Raw genomic sequence first — 18516 nt, forward strand, 5'->3', positions numbered from 1 at the left:
CACCGACCGGTGGGGGCCCTGCTGTGTGAGAAGGCTGCTCGGGAGGCTGCTCCAGGAAGCCGCCCGGGGCTGTTTGAGAACCCGTCAGACCACCTGGTGGAGCCAGCGGACCGGGGCTCCTTCACCCGCGTAGCGGAACGGCTCCAGCTCGTCGTCCCAGGGCTTGCCCAGGAGCTTGGCGATCTCCGCCTCCAGGTCGGTCTCGCCCTGCTGGGAGCGCAGGAGGGCGGCGCGCAGGCGGTCCTCGGGGATGAGGATGTCGCCGTGCATGCCGGTGACGGCGTGGAAGATGCCGAGGGCGGGGGTGCAGCTGTAGCGCTCGCCCTCGGCGGTCGGGCAGGGCTCGGCGGTGACCTCGAAGCGCAGCAGCTGCCAGCCGCGCAGCGCGGAGGCGAGCTTGGAGGCGGTGCCGGCCTGGCCCTGCCAGGAGAACTCCGAGCGCCAGGTGCCGGGTGAGGCGGGCTGCCGGATCCAGTCCAGGCTGACGCGCGTGCCGAGCACGCCGGCGATGGCCCACTCGACGTGCGGGCACAGCGCGCGCGGCGCGGAGTGCACGTACAGAACTCCACGTGTCGTCACCGGGACCTCCGGGCAGAGCGGGACAGGGGCGGGCAGGCGGACAACGGTGGCGTTGAAGGCCACGTTGATGGCGAGGCTACCGTGAGAGGGCGCAAGGAGTGTGACGTACCGTCGGTCCGGGCGGCAGGAAACGCCCTTCATTCACCCGGGGGGACGCTTGTACGGGTGCGAGCCGCCCACTCGAGTGGGGACGGGAACCCTCGCGCGTTCTCATGGAGGGGGACACTGTTCGACGACCGAGGGGAGCACCAGGGCATGCGGAAGCGACGTCACCGTACTCGGGCCGCTCACGCCGTGGTGGCGGCGGCCGTGCTGGCCACCGCGGGCTGCGCCGTCGGTGACCGCGCCTCCGGGGTGAGCACCGGCGACAGGGCGTCCCGGCCGTCCGCCACGCCGTCACCCGAATGGAAGCACAGCCCGGACTCGATCGCCGCGATCGGCGACTCCATCACCCGCGGCTTCGACGCGTGCATGGTGCTGACGGACTGCCCGGAGGCGTCGTGGGCGACGGGCGGCGACGCCTCGGTCAACAGCCTGGCGGTACGGCTGCTGGGGGCGACCGGGGCGGCCGAGCGCAGCTGGAACTACGCGGTGACCGGGTCCCGGATGGCCGATCTGGACGACCAGATGGCGCGGGCCGTGCGGAAGAGGCCGGAGCTGGTGGCGGTGATGGCCGGCGCCAACGACGCCTGCCGGGAGTCGACGGCCGCGATGACGCCGGTGGCGGACTTCCGGGCCGGGTTCCAGGCCGCGATGGACACCCTGCGCCGGGCGCTGCCGAAGACGCAGGTGTACGTCGCCAGCGTGCCGGACCTGAAGCGGCTGTGGTCCGAGGGCCGTACGAACGCGCTGGGCAAGCAGATCTGGAAGCTCGGCATCTGCCCGTCGATGCTGGGCGACGCGGACGCGCTGGACGCGGCGGCCGTCAAGCGGCGCGACACGGTGCAGGCGCGGGTGAAGGCGTACAACGCGGTGCTGAAGGAGGTCTGCGCGAAGGACCGCCTCTGCCGCTTCGACAACAACGCGGTCTTCGACTACCGGTTCGGCACCGAGCAGCTGAGCCACTGGGACTGGTTCCACCCGAGCCGGAACGGGCAGGCACGGCTGGCCGAGATCGCCTACCGGACCGTCACCGCGAAGAACCCGTGAGGCGGACGTGATCCAGGGATCTAGAGTTTTCCACATGAGCGAACTTTTCGGCACACTTTCCGACGGCGCCGCGGTGCACCGCTGGACGCTGGAGCGGGCCGGGGTGCGGGTGCGGGTGCTGTCGTACGGCGGGATCGTGCAGTCGGTGGAGGTGCCGGACCGGGACGGGCGCACGGCGGACGTGGTGCTGGGCTTTCCCGGGCTGGAGGGCTATCTGGCCCACCCGGAGCCGTTCCTGGGCGCCTTGATCGGTCGGTACGCCAACCGGATCGCCGGCGGCCGCTTCCCGCTGGACGGGCGGACGTACGCGCTGGAACAGAACGAGGGGACGAACTCGCTGCACGGCGGCGACCGGGGCTTCGACAAGCGGCTGTGGGAGGTGGCGCCGGTCGAGCACGGCATACGCCTCACCCGGGTCAGCCCGCACGGCGAGGAGGGCTTCCCGGGCCGGCTGGAGGTCACGGCGACGTACACCCTGGACGCGTCGGGCGCGCTGCACATCGCGTACACGGCGGTCACGGACGCGCCCACGGTGGTCAACCTCACCAACCACTCGTACTGGAACCTGAGCGGCTCCGGGAGCGCCGGCGGCCACGAACTGCGGCTGGCGGCCTCCCGTTACACCCCGGTCGGCGCGGACCTGATCCCGACCGGTGACCTGGCCGAGGTGGCGGGCACCCGCTTCGACTTCCGCCGGGCCCGCGAGGTGGGCTCCGGCTACGACCACAACCTGGTCCTGGACAAGGGCGTCACCACCACCCCGGTGGAGGTGGCCGAGCTGCACGACCCGGTGTTCGGCCGTGTGCTGACGGTGTCGACGACCGAGCCGGGCCTCCAGCTCTACACCGCCGACCACCTCGGCGCCCCCTTCGCGCCGGGCGCCGGGATCGCCCTGGAGACCCAGCACTTCCCGGACTCCCCCAACCGCCCCCGGTTCCCGAGCACCGGGCTGCGCCCGGGTGAGGTCTTCCGCTCGGAGACGGTGTACGGCTTCTCGGCGCGCTGATCGCACACGCGTACGAACGCACGAGCCCCGGTCCAGGGTCAGGTCCCGGACCGGGGCTGCTCGTGGGCAGAACCGTGCCGGTCCGACGTTAACCGCTGTGACGGCGGTGCGGTCGGCGGTCCATCACCCCACCGCAACCTCGTACGAACCTTCACACATCCTCACGGCTTTCGGTGGGCTCCGAGAGTGCCGTGCCGTCCGTCTCCTCGCCCAGGAGGTCACGGGCGAGGAGGGTGGCGCCCGCGACCGCGCCCGGCATGAGGAACACCGCCACGAACGGCACCAGGAAGGCCAGGCCGAGCGGCGTGCCGAAGCCCCAGACCAGCAGCTTGCGGGAGCGCAGCAGCTTCAGGCGGGCGCGGAGTGCGACGCCCCGGCGCTGGAGGGCGACGGCGGCCAGTTCCTCGGTGAGGAAGAACCCGGTGACGAGGAACCCGATCACCGGTACGACCGTCTGGCCGACGAAGGGCAGGAACCCGAGCCCGAAGAGCAGCAGGCCCCACAGCGCGGCCCGGACCAGGATGCGGAGGCTGTCCCGGCCCGAGATCCACAGCTCGCGCCAGAGCGGCAGACCGGACTCGGGCGCCGTGCCGTCGGCGGACACGTCCCGGTCGACCCGCTCGGACAGGCTCTCGTAGAAGGGCTGGCCGATCAGGAGGGTCACGGCGGTGAAGGTGACCACGGCGAGCAGCAGACCGAGGGCGAACAGCACGGCGGTCAGCAGGCCGCGGAAGAGTCCGGGCCAGGGGCTCGGCCAGTCGTCGGCGAAGGGGGTCGCCCAGCCGACGGCGCCCTCGCCCCACAGGGCGAGCACGGTCAGCGCCGCGGCGTACAGGACGAGGGTGATCAGCCCGGGCAGCAGCCCGAAGCCGTACGACCTCCTGTGCCGCGCCATCCACCGCTGGCCCTTCAGGAGGTACCCGAAACCCACCCCGAGATCACGCATGGGAAGACTTTACGAGGGCCCCTGCCCGCACCTCGCACCGACCGCTGTTGAGTCGAACGGGGATGCGTCACCGTACCGATCCGCGGGAACCGCTGTGTCACCAGTGAACAGCGGTCAGGTTGAGGAGAGCCGATGACTCAGGAGATCCACGGCACCGTCGCCGACGGCTACGAGCCGGTGCGCGAGGAGTTCGCCGCGTTCGTGGCGTCGGAACGTCCGGACTACGAGGGGCAGTTGTGCGCGTACGTCCACGGCCGGCGGGTGGTCGACCTGTGGGCCGCGCCGGACGGTGACGGCGCCGGCGGCGGCTCGCTGTACGCGGCGTACTCGTCGACCAAGGGCGCCGCCCACCTCGTGGTCGCGCTGCTCGTGCAGGACGGCACGCTGGAGCTGGACCGCAGGGTGACGTACTACTGGCCGGAGTTCGCCGCCGAGGGCAAGGCCGCGCTGACCGTGCGCGAACTGCTCGCCCACCGCGCGGGCGTGGTCGGCACCGACACCGGCTTCACGGCCGCCGAGCTGGCCGACGACCGCGCGATGGCCGAACGCCTCGCGGACCAGCGGCCGTTCTGGCGCCCCGGCACCGCGTTCGGCTACCACGCCCTGGTCATCGGCGCGCTCACCGGCGAGATCGTACGGCGCGCGACGGGCCGTACGGTCCAGGAGCTGCACGAGGAGCGCGTCCGCGCGCCCTACGGCCTGGACTTCCACCTGGGTCTGCCCGCCGCCCGGGAGCCCCGCTACCGTCCCACGCAGCCCATGGCACCGGCCCCCGGACAGCAGGCCCTCCTCGACGCCCTGCCCGAGGGCCCGCACAGCCTCTCCTCCATCGCCTTCAACCGCCAGGGCCCCGAGCCGACCGACCTGCAGACCCTGCCGAACGACCGCCCGATCCGGGCCAGGGGCCCGGCCTCCGTCGGCGGCGTCGCCTCGGCACGCGGCCTCGCGGGCCTGTACGCGGCGGTGATCAGCGAGGTGGACGGGAAGGCGCCCCTGCTCAAGCCGGACACGGTGGCGGAGTTCGGCCAGATCCACTCCACCGGGTACGACCTGGTGCAGCGCGCCCACAAATCCTTCGGCCTCGGCTTCCAGGCGACCTCCGACACCTGGCACCCCTTCCTCGGCGCGGGCACCATCGGCCACAGCGGTGCGGCCGGCTCCCAGGCCTTCGCCGACCCGACGACCGGCCTGGCCTACGGCTACACCCGCCGCCGCTTCGCCTTCCCGGGCGGCGCGGCCCCGGAGAACGACCGGCTGGTACGGGCGGTGCACAGGGCGGCACTGACGGTGCGGGAAACGGGGTGAGCCCCGGCGCACGGGGCGCCGGGGCTCGTTCGGGAAAGGTGACCCGGCCGTCAGCCGAAGGCCTTGACCGTTCTCCAGTCCGTCGACAGGACCTTCTTCACGGCCGGGTTCGTGTTCGTCCGGGACGGATAGTAGAGGTACGTCAGTCCGTCGCTTCCGTATACGGCCCACATGTCGGGAATGCCGTCGCCGTTGACGTCCGGAATGCCGATCACGGTGGCGACGTTGGCCTCGGTCCAGTTGGTGCCGTAGACGACGTCTCCGTTGAGGGAGTTGGCGGCCAGCTTCAGCGAGTCGAGGTCGACGCTGCCGCTGACGGAACCGGGCTTGCCGTGACGGACGTACATGTTGCCGTTGTCCATGTTGCGCCACACCAGGTCGGGAGTCTTGTCGCCGTTGATGTCGACGACGTTGACGATGTCGCGGCGGGCCCAGGCGGTGCCCTCCATCAGCGTCGCCGTCTGGAAGGTCGCACCGGTGTAGCCGGACAGCGTCCAGAACGCGGTACCGGCCCGCAGCACCAGGTCCGGCAGCTTGTCGCCGGTGATGTCGCCGACGGCCTTGATCTGCGTCCAGGTCGAGGGCGCCGGGGCGTTCGCGGGCAGTCGGATCCTGATCCGCTGGTCGACGTCGAAGCTGCCGTAGCCGTCACCGGGGTAGAGCCAGAAGGTGCCGTCCGGGGTGACGGCGAACAGGTCGGTCACACCGTCACCGGGGTAGGCGTCCCCGTAGTGGGTGATCAGCGAGGCCTTGCCGGTGGTCGGGTTGTACCAGTGGTTCTTCGGACTCAGCTTCTTGTCCGAGGTGTACGCGGCAGGCATCCACGAGTACAGCTCTCCGTCCTTGTCTCCGACGTAGTTCATCAGATTGCCGCTGGCATTGATGATGAACAGGTCGGGGATGCCGTCGCCGGTGGTGTCACCGGGGGCGTCGGCCATGTCGCGCGGCGGGAGGTAGAAGTTGTAGCTCGCGGCTGCGCTCTTGTTGCCGACCTTGTCGAAGGCGTAGACGTTGATCCGGTTGGGGCCGGTGTGGCGCGGCTTCACGTTGGTGATGGTGGCCATGCCGTTGGCGTCGGCCTTCACATCCAGGTAGTTCAGTCCCTCGAAGGCCCACTGGAACTTGTCCGCGCCCGGAGAGGAGAACGTGAACGAGCCGGTCCCGCCGAGGGTGACCTTCGACCAGGTCTGGCCGTCGGAGGTGGATTCGGGGAAGATCTCGCTCTCGATCGTGGGCGGCGACGGGGCGGTGGCGTCGATGGCGATCCGGCAGGGCTCGGTGCCCGGCGGGAAGTACGAGGAGACCAGGCCGCCGGAGTCCTCGGAGCGCACGTCCCACGAGTAGGTGGCCTTGTCCTCCAGCGGGAACGTGGTGGGAATGGTGAGCGTGGCGGTTCCGTCGGCCTTCGGGGTGACCAGGGTTCCGGCCGGGACGGTGCCGCCGGTCTTCCAGAAGCGGAAGCGCAGCTTGCTCAGGTTGCCGTCGGGGTCCTTGCCCATCGCCGACAGCACGATGTTGGTCTTGCCGATCGTCACCTTGCCCGGGGCGGGCACGCAGGCGCCACCGGGCGAGGACGTGCCCTTGGTGGGCTCGTTCGGCGGACGGTTGTAGACCACCTCCATCACCGCAGAGGTCGCCTTGAACTTGCGCCAGGTCTGCGTGTCCGACTCGGTGGTCGCACGCATGCCGAAGGTGATGCTCGACCAGCCCTTGTCCGCGCCCTCCTGGGCGGCGGCCTTCGCGTTGAACGCCTCGAACTCGTCGGGGCAGGAGCTGGAGGACCAGCCGTGCGCGAACGACTTGCGCTCCAGCTCCTTGGACCAGCTCGGCTGCTTGTTCCACGTCGTGCCGGAGGAGATCGCCCCCGTCATCCAGAACTGGAACTCACGTTTGGTGCAGGACCAGGAGTGGTTGTTGAGCACCTTGAAGGTCGCCGAGGTGATCGTCGCGCCCTTCAGGCTGCTGCTGTAACTCATCCGCCAGAAGGAGCGGCCGGTACCGCCGGTTTCGGACTCGTGGCCGACGCGGGCGTCGGAGGTGCCGGAGCCGAAGTTGGTGCCGTTCCAGTAGCTCGTGTTCGGGTACGGCTTGTACGCCGTCGTCCACGCCTGCCAGCTGCTGGGGAGCGTCGGGTCGACGAAGAGCGGGAAGCGGACGTCCTTGTCGGTGAGCAGACCGGTCTCGGCGACCCGCAGGGTGAGCTGCGCGGTCCCGGTCTTGTCGCCCTCCAGACGGATCGGCATCGGGGCCTGGCGCGCCCCGGGTTCGATGCCGCTCAGTCCGGACAGCTTCAGCACGTCGGCGGGCGTCGCGACCGATGTGCGTGGCGCGCTCTGGTCCTTCGGCAGCTCGGGGTCACGGCCGTTGGAGTCCCAGGCGAAGGGCGTCGGGACGGAGCCGATCTCCTTGCCCGCCTTGTCGAGGATCAGGACCCGGCCGCCGTCCTCGTCGTGGCGGAACACGGCCGTCTTCGAGCGCAGCCCGTACGACACCGTCGCCAGCGCCTTGTTCTGCGCGGCCTCCGGCGTCTTGACGATCAGCAGCTGTCCGAAGCCGCCCTCCTCGCGGGCGACGAGCAGCAGGTCGACGCCGGGCAGCACCTCCGGGTAGAGGGCCCGGGGACCGTCGAGCACCGGTTCGGGCAGCGTGCCCGGCCAGGTGTAGGCGACGGTGTGGCCGTCGATCTCCACCTCGGCCAGCACCGTCTCCTTCGCGGCCGGGCCGTCGGCCAGCGGCAGGCGGGCGTACGAGCGGTCGGCGCGGGCGTCCTTGCCCGGCGTACCGCTGGAGAACCGCACCGGCACCGGGGGGTTGACCGGACGGACACCGAGGCCGCCGGCGGCGTTCTCCGTCCGCCGCAGCCGGTTGTCGACCGGCGCCCACTTGCCCTCGGCGTTCTTCGCCCGCTGGGGAGTGGCGGTGATCCGGGTGCGCATCGTGCCGTCCGGCTGCGCCCAGGTCAGGGAGGTGGCGGTGGTCGCCGTGTCGACGAGCACCTGCTTGCGGGTGCGTTCGGCCTCGGCCTGGGCGGCGGCCTCGTCACGGGGGCCGGTCGACGCCTGCTTGGCGTCCGTTGCCTTACGGGCCTGCGGTACTGATGGCTCTTCGGGTTGCCACCAGGGCAGCAGAGCGGCGGTCAGGGCGGCCAGGACAAGGCCGAGCGTGAGAGTCAGCCTGGTGCGCGTGCGCACGAACGGACTGAGAAAACGAGGCGGCGCGGACACGGCGGCGGTCTACTCCCATGTGGGCCGGGCGGATTGGGGCAGCACAGACAGCCCCGAACGGCAGGCCGTGGGGCATGGGCGCGCACACGATCACACGCTCTGCACAGAAGGGTCCAGGTATGAAGATTTTATGAATCCGTGACCAAGCGCGGTGATCTCCTCGGGGCCGGCGGCGGGTGTTCGCGTCTGCGGTTTTTGACCACCCGTCATTTCCTGATTGGCCGTTGGTTTCTACGCATCGCGCACACATCGCCGGAAGTGATGACTCGCGGCGACATGTTGCGTGACACACGTCACATCGACGCTCTCGGGCGCTCTTGCGGCGATCTTGAAAGCTGTAGCGCTCATGACAGAGAGTGCGGGCATGCACGCGCCCGGCGACGGGGGCGTGCTCTTTGGTGTGTCCGCACCTCGTCTGTTGTTTGTATCGCCCGGGTGGGAGTCGACGCGTATGCGTGCTCAAGGTCCACTGTCATGGCTGAGGCAGAGACGCCTGGCCATGACGGAGTCACAACGACGGCGCCGTCGGCATGTCCGCGTGGCGACCGTCCTTTTGTTGTCCTCGACGCTGACGGTGACGAGCCTCGGCCCGGAGGCGTTGGCGGTGCCCGGCCCCGGCATGAGCCGCGAGCGGGCGATCGCGAAGGTCGACCTGCCCGATCTGCCGGAGAACACCTCGGTCGAAGGGGACGAGGAGGGCGTAAAGAGTCTGACGACCGCGGACGAAGTCGCCGTCACCCCGTACGAACCGACCGCCGTCACTCCCTGGACGGAGAACAGCGGCACCGCCACCCTGGGCCCGGACACCGAGCCCGGCACCATGGTCGCCGTCACCAACGGCCTGCCCATCGCGCTCGGCGTGCCCGAGGGCACCGATCCGGCCGCGCTCGCGGGCAAGTGGGAGGTCGACCTGGCCGGGCCGACCGTGTCCCAGGACGCCGGCGTCTCCGGCCTGATCATGCAGGTCACCCCGCCGGCCACCGCCGAACCGGAGGCGCAGGTCGCGCTCACCGTCGACACCACCGGCTTCGCCGACCTCTACGGCCCCCAGGCCGCCGACCGCTTCGGCCTGGTGCTGCTGCCCGAATGTGTTCTGAGCTCCCCCGGCAAGGGCGACTGCGCCCCCGAGGACGGCGTGCAGACCATGTCGGGCAAGGCGGATGCCGACAGCGCCGAGCGGCTGAGCAGCACGGTCGAGGTGGTGCCGGCGAAGGAGGCGCCCACCGGGTCCACCGCCGCGAAGGACGCGCCCACCCGCAAGATCCTGTCCGGCTCGGTGCCGGTCGCCAACCTGCTCGGGGGCGAGACGGCCTCGAAGGCGACCGGCGCCTCCGTGCGTACCGCCGCCCTGCAGGCGGTGAGCTCCTCCGGCCCGCAGGTCGTCGGCGCCATGGACACCGGCGCGTCCGCCGCCGGTGACTTCACCGCGACCCCGCTGCTGTCCTCGGGTTCCTGGTCGGCCGGTGCCTCCTCGGGCGCCTTCACCTACGGCTACCAGGTGCAGGTGCCGGAGACCGCCGGCGGCCTGATGCCGAAGGTGGCGCTGAGCTACTCCTCGCAGACGGTCGACGGGCGCACCTCCGCCACCAACAACCAGGCCTCGTGGATCGGTGACGGCTGGGACTACAACCCCGGCTCCATCACCCGCACGTACGCCAACTGCCGTGAGGACTCGAAGAAGTCCGGGTCCAACAACGCCACGCACCGCACGGCCGACCTGTGCTGGGGCTCGAACAACGCGACCCTGTCGCTCGGTGGCATGACCACCGAGCTGGTGTGGGACAAGGCACAGGGCAAGTGGTTCACCGCCAACGGTGACGGCTCCAAGATCGAGCAGATCAAGGACAACACCAGCGGCAACGGCGCCAGGAACGGCGAGTACTGGGTCGTCACCACCCGTGACGGCACCCGCTACCACTTCGGTCTGCACAAGCTGCCGGGATGGAGCTCCGGCCAGCCGGTCACCGACTCCGTCCTGACCGTGCCGGTGTACGGGAACCACTCGGGCGAGGACTGCTACAAGTCCGGCGACTGGGCCGGCTCGTGGTGCACGCAGGCCTGGCGCTGGGGGCTCGACTACGTCGAGGACGTCCACGGCAACGCCATGTCCCTGTGGTGGAAGCGCGACAAGAACTACTACGCGCGCAACTTCAACTTCAAGGCACCGGTCTCCTACGACCGCGACGGCTACCTGTCCCGCATCGACTACGGGCAGCGCAGGAACACCCTCTTCACCGAGGAGGCCCCGGCCCGCGTCGGTTTCCAGATCGAGGAACGCTGCCTGGACGAAGGCACGTTGAAGTGCACGGACGCGAACTTCGCCGACAAGGACCCGGGCAAGTACCGCATCTGGTACGACACCCCGGCCGACCTGCGGTGCGAGTCCGGCAAGATGTGCTGGAACGCCGGCCCGTCGTTCTGGTCCCGCAAGCGTCTGGCCTCGATCACCACCTCGGCGCAGCGGCGCACCGACACCAGCGCGCGTCAGGTGGTGGACAAGTACACGCTCACGCAGAGCTTCCCGGTCCTGAAGACCGGTCCGAACACGGCCCTGTGGCTGGAGTCGATCCAGCGCACCGGCTACGCCCGCCGCGGCAGCACGGACGAGAGCATCACCCTCAACCCGGTGCGCTTCGAGTCCAACGCCGAAGACATGCCCAACCGGGTCATGCGGCCCAAGGACCCGCGCCCCGGCTTCTCGCGGCTGCGCATCGGGCGTGTCATCAACGAGTACGGCGGCGAGACGGTCGTCACCTACAAACCGGCCGCCGGCGACTGCGCCACCGGCACCAACCTGCCCGGCAAGAAGGACACGGCGGCGCTGAAGTCCAACACCCGCCTGTGCTACCCGTCGTTCTGGCACCCCGACCCCGAGGTCGAGGACATCGACTGGTTCCACAAGTACGTGGTGGAAGAGATAGAAGAACTTCCCAACGTAGACGGCCCGTTGGCCACCAAGACGGCGTACTCGTACAAGAACGCCGGGTGGAAGCTGGCCGAGGCTGAGTTCACCAAGAAGTCCACGCGCACCTACTCGCAGTTCGCCGGGTTCGAGCAGACCACGGTGATCACGGGTGAGGACGACCCGGCCATCGGCAGCAAGAAGTCCAAGGCCGTCACGCGCTACTTCCGCGGCATGGGCGACAACGTCCCGGTGAAGGACATCACCGGCGCCGAGATCGCCAAGGACCACGAGGCGTTCGCCGGCCGTATCGCCGAGGAGCTCAGCTACGCCGACGCGGAGGACGCGGACACGAAGTGGCTGTCCCGCAGCGTCACCGTCCCGGCCGTCACCGAGCTGGCCAAGCGCGACCGCGACGACGGTCTGAGCCCGCTGTACGCCTGGCGTGTCACGGAGCCGGTGGAGATCGCGTACACCAAGTCCTCCGGCACCGGTGAAGACGCCCGGCGCGAGCGGGTCGTACGGAGCGAGACGACCTACGAGCCGACGTACGGTCTGCCCACCCTGGTCGACTCCTTCGGCGACACCGGAAAGACCGGGGACGAGTCCTGCACCAAGCTGGAGTACGTCCACCACACCGGCAAGAACCTCATCGGCCTGACCAAGCAGGTGCTGGTCGCGCCGACCTCGTGCGCGAAAGCGAACTTCGCCGACCTGAGCACCTTGAGCGGCGCCGCCCGCACCGCGTACGACGGCGGCTCCTACGGCGCCGCGCTCGCCGACAGCACGCGCGGCCTGGCCACCGAGTCGTGGTCGCTGAAGGGTGACGGCACCGGCTTCCAGACCAACGGCACCACCGGTTTCGACGCGATCGGCCGTGTGGTCAGGATGACCGACCCGGACGGCAAGCCCTCCACGATCACCTACACCCCGTCCTCCGGGCAGGTCTTCGAGGTCACCGAGACGAACTCCCTCGGCCACTCACAGAAGCAGGAACTGGAGCCGGGCCGTTCGACCACCCTCAAGACGACCGACGCCAACGGCCATGTGAGCGAGGCGAAGTACGACCCGCTGGGCCGCCTCGCCGAGGCCTGGGCCCCGGGCCGCACCCCGTCGTCCTCGTCCGTGCCGGACTTCAAGGCCGTCTACACGCTTCCGACGAACGACCCGAAGAAGCCGGACGACCGCAAGCCGCCGTTCGTCACCACCTACGCGCGCGGGCACAAGGACCGCCTGGAGACCTCCGTCACCATCTACGACGGCCTCGGCCGCGAGCGGCAGACGCAGGACGAGGCCGACGGCGGCGGCCACCTGATCACCGACACGCTGTACAACAGCTCCGGTGAGGTCTGGCAGACGAACAACGCCTACCTGACCAACGAGGCCACGCCGGGTGAGCTGTTCACCCCGGTCGCCGACACGGCCGTCCCCAACATCACCCGCTACTCCTACGACGGTCTCGGCCGAGTGGTCGAGGAGATGCCCGTCCTCAAGGTCCTGGACGAGAAGACCAAGGAGGCCAGGTCCGAGCCGGTCCCGGCGCGGGCCACCCGCTACGAGTACGGCGAGGACTGGTCCAAGGTCGTCAACCCGGCCGGAGCCTCCTCCTACCGGGTCTTCACCGACGCGCTCGGCCGCACCTCCCGGGTGGACACCTTCAACCCGGCGGCTCCCGACGGGTTCACGTCGATGGAGTACAAGTACGACGCGCACGGCCAGCTCGCGAAGGCGACCAACTCCGCCGACACCGCGCACCCGTGGACCTGGACGTACGACCACCGCGGCCGGCTGGAGAGCGCCACCGACCCCGACTCGGGCACCACGAGGACCACCTACGACCACTTCGACCGCCCGCTGACCACCACCAACGCCCGTGGTATCACCGTCTGGAACGGCTACGACGTCCTGTCGCGGCCGACCGAGCAGCGTCTGAAGGACGCGAACGGCACGCTGCTGGCGCAGTACACCTACGACACCGTCACCGGCGGCAAGGGCATGCCCGCCACCGCCACCCGCTACACCGACGGCCTGGCGTACACCCAGAAGGTCAACGGCTACACCAAGGACTACCAGCCGACCTCGACCACGCTGAACCTGCCGTCGACGCTGGCCGCCACGTGGGGTCTGCAGACCTCGTACACGTACGGCTACACCTACAACGACACGGGCATGCTGGAGGATGCCTCGCTGCCGGCGGTCGGCAAGCTCGCCGCCGAGAAGCTCGTCGTCCGCTACAACAAGGACGGCCTGCCCCTCTCCGTCTCCGGCAAGGACTGGTACGGCGCCGAGACGGTCTACTCTTCCTACGGCCAGGTGCTGCGCTCGACCCTGGGCGCGCAGCCGTACCGGGTGTGGACGCAGAACTCGTTCGACGAGTCCGGCGGTGAGCTGCAGGAGCAGCACGTCTACCGCGAGCAGACCGGGGACAAGACCCTGGTCGGCGGGGTCCTCGTCTCCCAGCGGTCGTACGCCTACGACCCGGCGGGCAACGTCACCTCGATCCGGGAGCACTCGGACGGGATCGCGGAGCGGCAGTGCTTCAGCTACGACCCGCTGGGTCAGCTGAAGTCGGCCTGGACGTCCAAGGACCAGACCAAGTGCGGCGGTCCGAAGAACGGCGACGGCACGCTGAACGTGTCGGCCGGCAAGGACAACTCCGGCTACTGGCAGGAGTACGAGTACGACCTGGTCGGCAACCGCAAGAAGCTGACCGAGAAGGACCTCACCGGCGCCACCGCCAAGGACGCCACGACCACCTACTCCTACGGCAAGGCCGACGGCACCCAGCCGCACACGCTGACGAAGGTGTCGAAGACCTACACCACCCTGCAGGGTGCGCAGGTCAAGGCCGAGGCGGAGCGGCTGTACGAGCTGACGGGCGAGACCAAGTCGGTCACGTCCGTCCAGAACGGTGACAAGCAGGAGCTGACCTGGACGTACGACGGCCAGGTCGACCGGATCAGCGGTCAGGGCGCGGGCGGCAGGACCCCGTACGTGGGGCTTGCGGACAAGTGCCTGGACCTGGCCTCCGGCCTGGCGAAGGCCGGGCAGCCGATCCAGTTGTACTCGTGCAACTCGACGGTGGCGCAGAGCTGGCGCTTCACTCCCACTCCGGGGACGACGCAGTCGGACCGCGACCGGGGCACGCTGGACGTCCATGAGGACTGGTGCGTGCAGCCGGCCGCCAACACGGCCGGGTCGGCGGTGCAGGTGCAGAAGTGTGACGGCTCGGCCGGCCAGGAGCTGAAGCGGAACACCTCCGGTCAGCTGACCCACATCGCCTCGGGCCTGTGCCTGGCCGTGAAGGACGCCAACTCGGCGAACTCGACCCCGATCGTGCTGGCCACCTGTGACAGCACGAAGTCCGCGCAGGTGTGGGCGCCGCAGAACGACACCCGTCACATCTACGGCCCCGACGGCTCCCGCCTGCTGACGATCAAGGGCAAGCAGGCCACCCTGCACCTGGGCGAGGCCGAGGTCACCGTCCAGCAGGGCGGTGTCCTGGTCCACACCCAGCGCACCTACGCCGCCCCGGGCGGCGCGGTCATGCGCTACGCGAACGGCACGGGCGGCGAGGTCCTGGTCGCCCTCACCGGCGACCACCAGGGCAGCACCTATGCCGAGGTCGCCATGACCGACGGCATGCCGGTCCGGATCCGCAAGCAGGACCCGTTCGGCAACCAGCGCGGGGCGGGCACGATCGGCGTCAAGATGCAGGCCCACACCGGGTTCCTGGGCGCCACCCGCGACGACGCCTCCGGCTACCAGCCGCTCGGCGCCCGCCTGTACGACCCGGTCGTCGGCCGCTTCCTGTCCGCCGACCCGGTCCTGGACCTCAACGACCTGTTGCAGTCCAACGGCTACGCCTACGCGCACAACAACCCGGTGACGATGTCCGACCCGACGGGTCTGGCCATCACCCTGACCGCCTCCGAGCGGGCCGCGGCACTGGCGGGCGCGGGACTGTCGGCGGCCCAGGTCGCCCAGGCGCAGTCCACCATGGGCAAGTCGCTGTCCTCGGTGATCCTGGCCGTGGCGTGGGAGACGCTGAAGGACTTCATCGGCATCAACGACGCCTTGGCCTGCTTCGGCGGCGACATGTGGTCCTGCGGCAGCCTGATCATCGGGGCGATCCCGTGGACCAAGCTGGGCAAGATCCCCTCCGTCCTGAAGGCCGTCAACCGCACCATCAGCGCCATCCAGGCCTTCCGCACAGCGAAGAAGGCGGCCGAGCTGGTCCTGAAGACCGCGAAGGCGGCCGAGGCCACGGCGCTGAAGGCGAAGAAGGCGGCCATCGAGAAGGCCAAGAAGGAAGCCGCCCAACGAGCGAAGAAGAAGGCCGCCGAGCAAGCGAAGAGAACCACCGACAAGGCAGTCAGCCAAACCAAGAAAACGGGCAACCCGGTCCAGAAACAGGCCCAGTCGAAGGCGGCCCCGAAGTCGTCGTCCGCGTCCGGCTCCGGCGGTGGAGGCGGCGGCAAGAGCGGCGGCTCCAAGCCCGGCGGCAGCTCCGGCAGCTCCGCCCGCAGCAGCGGCGGAACCAGCGGCAGCGGCGGGTCCGGGAAGGCCGACGGCGGCGGGAGCGGCGCCTCCTGCCCGATCAACAACAGCTTCACCCCGGGCACCAGGGTCCTGATGGCCGACGGCTCCACCAAGCCGATCGAGGAGGTCAAGGCCGGAGACAAGGTCATCGCCACTGACCCGAAGACCGGCGAGCGGCGCATCGAAACGGTCACCGCCGAAATCAAGGGCCAGGGCCTCAAGCACCTGGTCAAGGTCACCATCGACACCGACGGCAAGAAGGGCACCAAGACCGCCCAGGTCACCGCGACCGACGGTCACCCCTTCTGGGTCCCCGAACTCGGCGAATGGATCGACGCCGCAGACCTCAAGTCCGGCCAGTGGCTCCAGACCAGTGCCGGCACCTACGTCCAGATCACCGCGATCCAGCGCTGGACGAGCCCCGGATCCACCGTCCACAACCTCACCGTCAGCGATCTCCACACGTACTACGTGCTGGCCGGGGCGGCGCCGGTCCTCGTTCACAACTGCGGAACCGGCGGCGGAGCCGATGTCGACTACCTCACTGACATTGTCGACGACATGACCCAGCTAGCCGGCGGCGGCGCCGGTTATCGCACCATGGGTGCGCTGCACGCCGACACCCCGGGCGGTGGCCTGGACATCGTCGCGGTAGGCGCTCGTGCAGACCTGACGCAGAGACAGTGGACGGCCCTTCCCTCGCTCGGGTCGGGTACCCTCGCCATCCGCGTCCCGCAGCCGGCCAGAACTGTGGCCAAGGAGGACCTGTGGCATGCCGAGGTGAAGATGTGGACCGAGGCGGCGGGTATTCTCCAGATTCAGCCGCGTCTGCTCGTGGTCAGCAGGCCGATCTGCCCCGCGTGTCGGACCTTCCTAACTGGTCGAGGCGCGACCATTACGTCGAATACAACGGCTGAGTGGTAGCCGGCCGATAACAGCCGTGGGGGGAGCGGGCGCGTCCGCTCCCCCCACGGCAGCCATAGCGATTGTCCAGGATGGAGCACACACATGCAGGACTTGACCCGCGGCGCCGCCCTGGCCTACAACGCGTCCATGGTCCTCCGGATCGGGAGCGCGGTTTTCGTCGTGTGTCCGGATGACCGTCTCCAGTCCCTGTACTACCGCGTCGACGGGGGGGTCAGGTCCGTGTGGCGCCATCTGCGCGGTTCCGAGATCCACCCCAGGCTCATCCAAGATGCAGAGGAGGCGAACCGTAAGTTGTGGGAGCAGGCTCCCGCACTCCCTCTGCCCGAGGAGTTCCTCGTCGGTTACCGAGACCTTGCTGCTGCCACCCTCGCGCATTTGGATCGGGACGAGGCCGTGCCCCGCGACGAGATGTCCGCGCGTGCCATCGAAACGGTCGGCTTCCTGGAGGCCGGGCTGGACAGTGCTGCGGGTGCCGTGGACTTCGAACGGTCGTGCCAGGCAGCCACTGAGTTGCTACTCGAGGGCTGGGCTGAGGACCCGCTGTCCACGATGAGGCGCGTACGCCGCGAAAGTGACGTGTGGGCCCTGGTATACCAGCGGTTTGTAAGGCCGGAGCTGGGTCTCGGTCACGGCCTCTCGGACTGACCGCTCCTAAGGAGGGCAGCGCTCCACCTGCGGGAGCGTCAGTCCCACCAGAACGACCGCACTTGCGCGCCAAACAGTTGCTCGGCGTACGCACGCAGGGTGTCTGGGCCGTTCTGGGCCGCCAAGGACCAGAACGGGTGCGGCGGCCCGAAGAACGGCGACAGCACGCTGAACGTGGCGGCCGGCAAGAACAACTCCAGCCACTGGCAGGAGTACGCGTGAACCGCCCCGGCTCGAATGGAGACTCGATTTCATGAAAAGACCGAGTCATGGCATGACCCTCCCGTTACCCGCTTGAGCTGCGCCGACGTGCGGTGCGCATGGTCGCCGAGGTGCGCGACGACCACCCGAACGAGACGGCCGCCCTGCAGAGGGTCTGTACGGTCAACGGTGGATCTTCAAGCAGGAAGTGACACCTGATGACAGACGTGACCGTGTCGGCTGAGGCCGTGGAGGACGTGCAGCCGGCGGGGCTTGGGCCTGACGCGCTGGACGACCAACTCATCAGCCAGCTGGTGGACCGGGCCAAGGCGGGCGGGATCAAGCTGACCGGCGAGGGCGGACTGCTGCAGCAGCTCACGAAGAAGATCCTCGAGTCCGCCCTCGAGGGCGGGATCACCGATCACCTCGGGCACGAGAAGCACGAGAAGGCGGCCGGCGGCAACACCCGCAACGGCACCCGCTCCAAGACCGTGCTCACCGATGTCGGCCCGGTCGAGATCGACGTCCCGCGCGATCGGGCGGGCTCGTTCGAACCGCAGATCGTCAAGAAACGGCAGCGCCGGCTGACCGGGGTGGACGAGATGGTGCTGTCGCTGTCCGCGCGCGGCCTGACCCACGGCGAGATCTCCGCACATCTGAAGGAGGTCTACGGCGCCGAGGTGTCGAAAACGACGATCTCCACGATCACCGACAAGGTGATCGACGGCATGCACGAATGGCAGAGCCGCCCGCTGGACTCGGTCTATCCGGTCCTGTTCATCGACTGTGTGCACGTGAAGCTGCGGGACGGCCAGGTCGCCAACCGGCCGATCTACGTCGTCCTCGCGGTCACCGTCGAGGGCACCCGCGAGATCCTCGGCCTGTGGGCCGGCGACGGCGGCGAGGGCGCCAAGTACTGGCTCCAGGTCCTCACCGAGATCAAGAACAGGGGCACGGAAGACGTCTGCATGGTCGTCTGCGACGGCCTCAAGGGCCTGCCCGACGCCATCGAGGCGGTCTGGCCGCAGGCGATCACCCAGACGTGCGTGGTTCACCTGAAGCCGTAAGGAAACAACACGTTGCTTCCCGG

The 18516-nt window shown here is 69.4% G+C and carries 9 protein-coding genes and 1 pseudogene; 7 read left to right on the forward strand and 3 right to left on the reverse strand.

Annotated features, from left to right (window positions below; translation table 11 throughout):
* Positions 1-84 precede the first annotated feature (84 nt).
* Entirely contained in the window at positions 85-579 is a 495-nt protein-coding gene (locus tag RH94_RS32710) for a DUF3145 domain-containing protein (RefSeq protein ID WP_073952015.1), read from the reverse strand.
* A 255-nt stretch (positions 580-834) separates the two neighbouring features.
* On the opposite strand from RH94_RS32710, the gene RH94_RS32715 reads away from it, so the two are divergent.
* A complete protein-coding gene (locus RH94_RS32715) occupies positions 835-1728 on the forward strand; it encodes an SGNH/GDSL hydrolase family protein (RefSeq protein ID WP_073951950.1) in 894 nt (297 codons plus the stop codon).
* A 34-nt stretch (positions 1729-1762) separates the two neighbouring features.
* Entirely contained in the window at positions 1763-2734 is a 972-nt protein-coding gene (locus tag RH94_RS32720) for an aldose epimerase family protein (RefSeq protein WP_073951951.1), read from the forward strand.
* Between the two features lie 151 nt (positions 2735-2885).
* Here RH94_RS32720 and RH94_RS32725 read toward each other — a convergent pair whose 3' ends face one another.
* On the reverse strand, positions 2886-3680 hold the full coding sequence (locus tag RH94_RS32725) for an EI24 domain-containing protein (protein ID WP_073951952.1): 795 nt from the start codon (positions 3678-3680) through the stop codon (positions 2886-2888).
* Positions 3681-3812: 132 nt separating this feature from the next.
* On the opposite strand from RH94_RS32725, the gene RH94_RS32730 reads away from it, so the two are divergent.
* On the forward strand, positions 3813-4985 hold the full coding sequence (locus tag RH94_RS32730; protein WP_073951953.1) for a serine hydrolase domain-containing protein: 1173 nt from the start codon (positions 3813-3815) through the stop codon (positions 4983-4985).
* A 50-nt stretch (positions 4986-5035) separates the two neighbouring features.
* Here RH94_RS32730 and RH94_RS32735 read toward each other — a convergent pair whose 3' ends face one another.
* Positions 5036-8209 carry a DNRLRE domain-containing protein gene (locus RH94_RS32735; RefSeq protein WP_073951954.1) on the reverse strand — a complete coding sequence of 1058 codons (3174 nt, stop codon included), beginning with the start codon at positions 8207-8209 and terminating at the stop codon, positions 5036-5038.
* Between the two features lie 538 nt (positions 8210-8747).
* Between RH94_RS32735 and RH94_RS32740 the strand changes: the two genes are divergently transcribed.
* From RH94_RS32740 to RH94_RS32750, 4 genes and pseudogenes are all read left to right on the forward strand, one after another.
* A complete protein-coding gene (locus RH94_RS32740) occupies positions 8748-16577 on the forward strand; it encodes a ricin-type beta-trefoil lectin domain protein (protein WP_073951955.1) in 7830 nt (2609 codons plus the stop codon).
* A gap of 84 nt (positions 16578-16661) precedes the next feature.
* A complete protein-coding gene (locus RH94_RS32745) occupies positions 16662-17225 on the forward strand; it encodes a hypothetical protein (RefSeq protein WP_073951956.1) in 564 nt (187 codons plus the stop codon).
* Positions 17226-17324: 99 nt separating this feature from the next.
* A complete protein-coding gene (locus tag RH94_RS46235; RefSeq protein WP_267893414.1) occupies positions 17325-17447 on the forward strand; it encodes a hypothetical protein in 123 nt (40 codons plus the stop codon).
* Between the two features lie 206 nt (positions 17448-17653).
* A pseudogene (locus RH94_RS32750) lies at positions 17654-18484 on the forward strand (IS256 family transposase); the annotation flags it as partial.
* Between the last annotated feature and the right edge of the window lie 32 nt (positions 18485-18516).

This window comes from Streptomyces kebangsaanensis (genome assembly GCF_001906585.1).
Lineage (GTDB): Bacteria > Actinomycetota > Actinomycetes > Streptomycetales > Streptomycetaceae > Streptomyces > Streptomyces kebangsaanensis.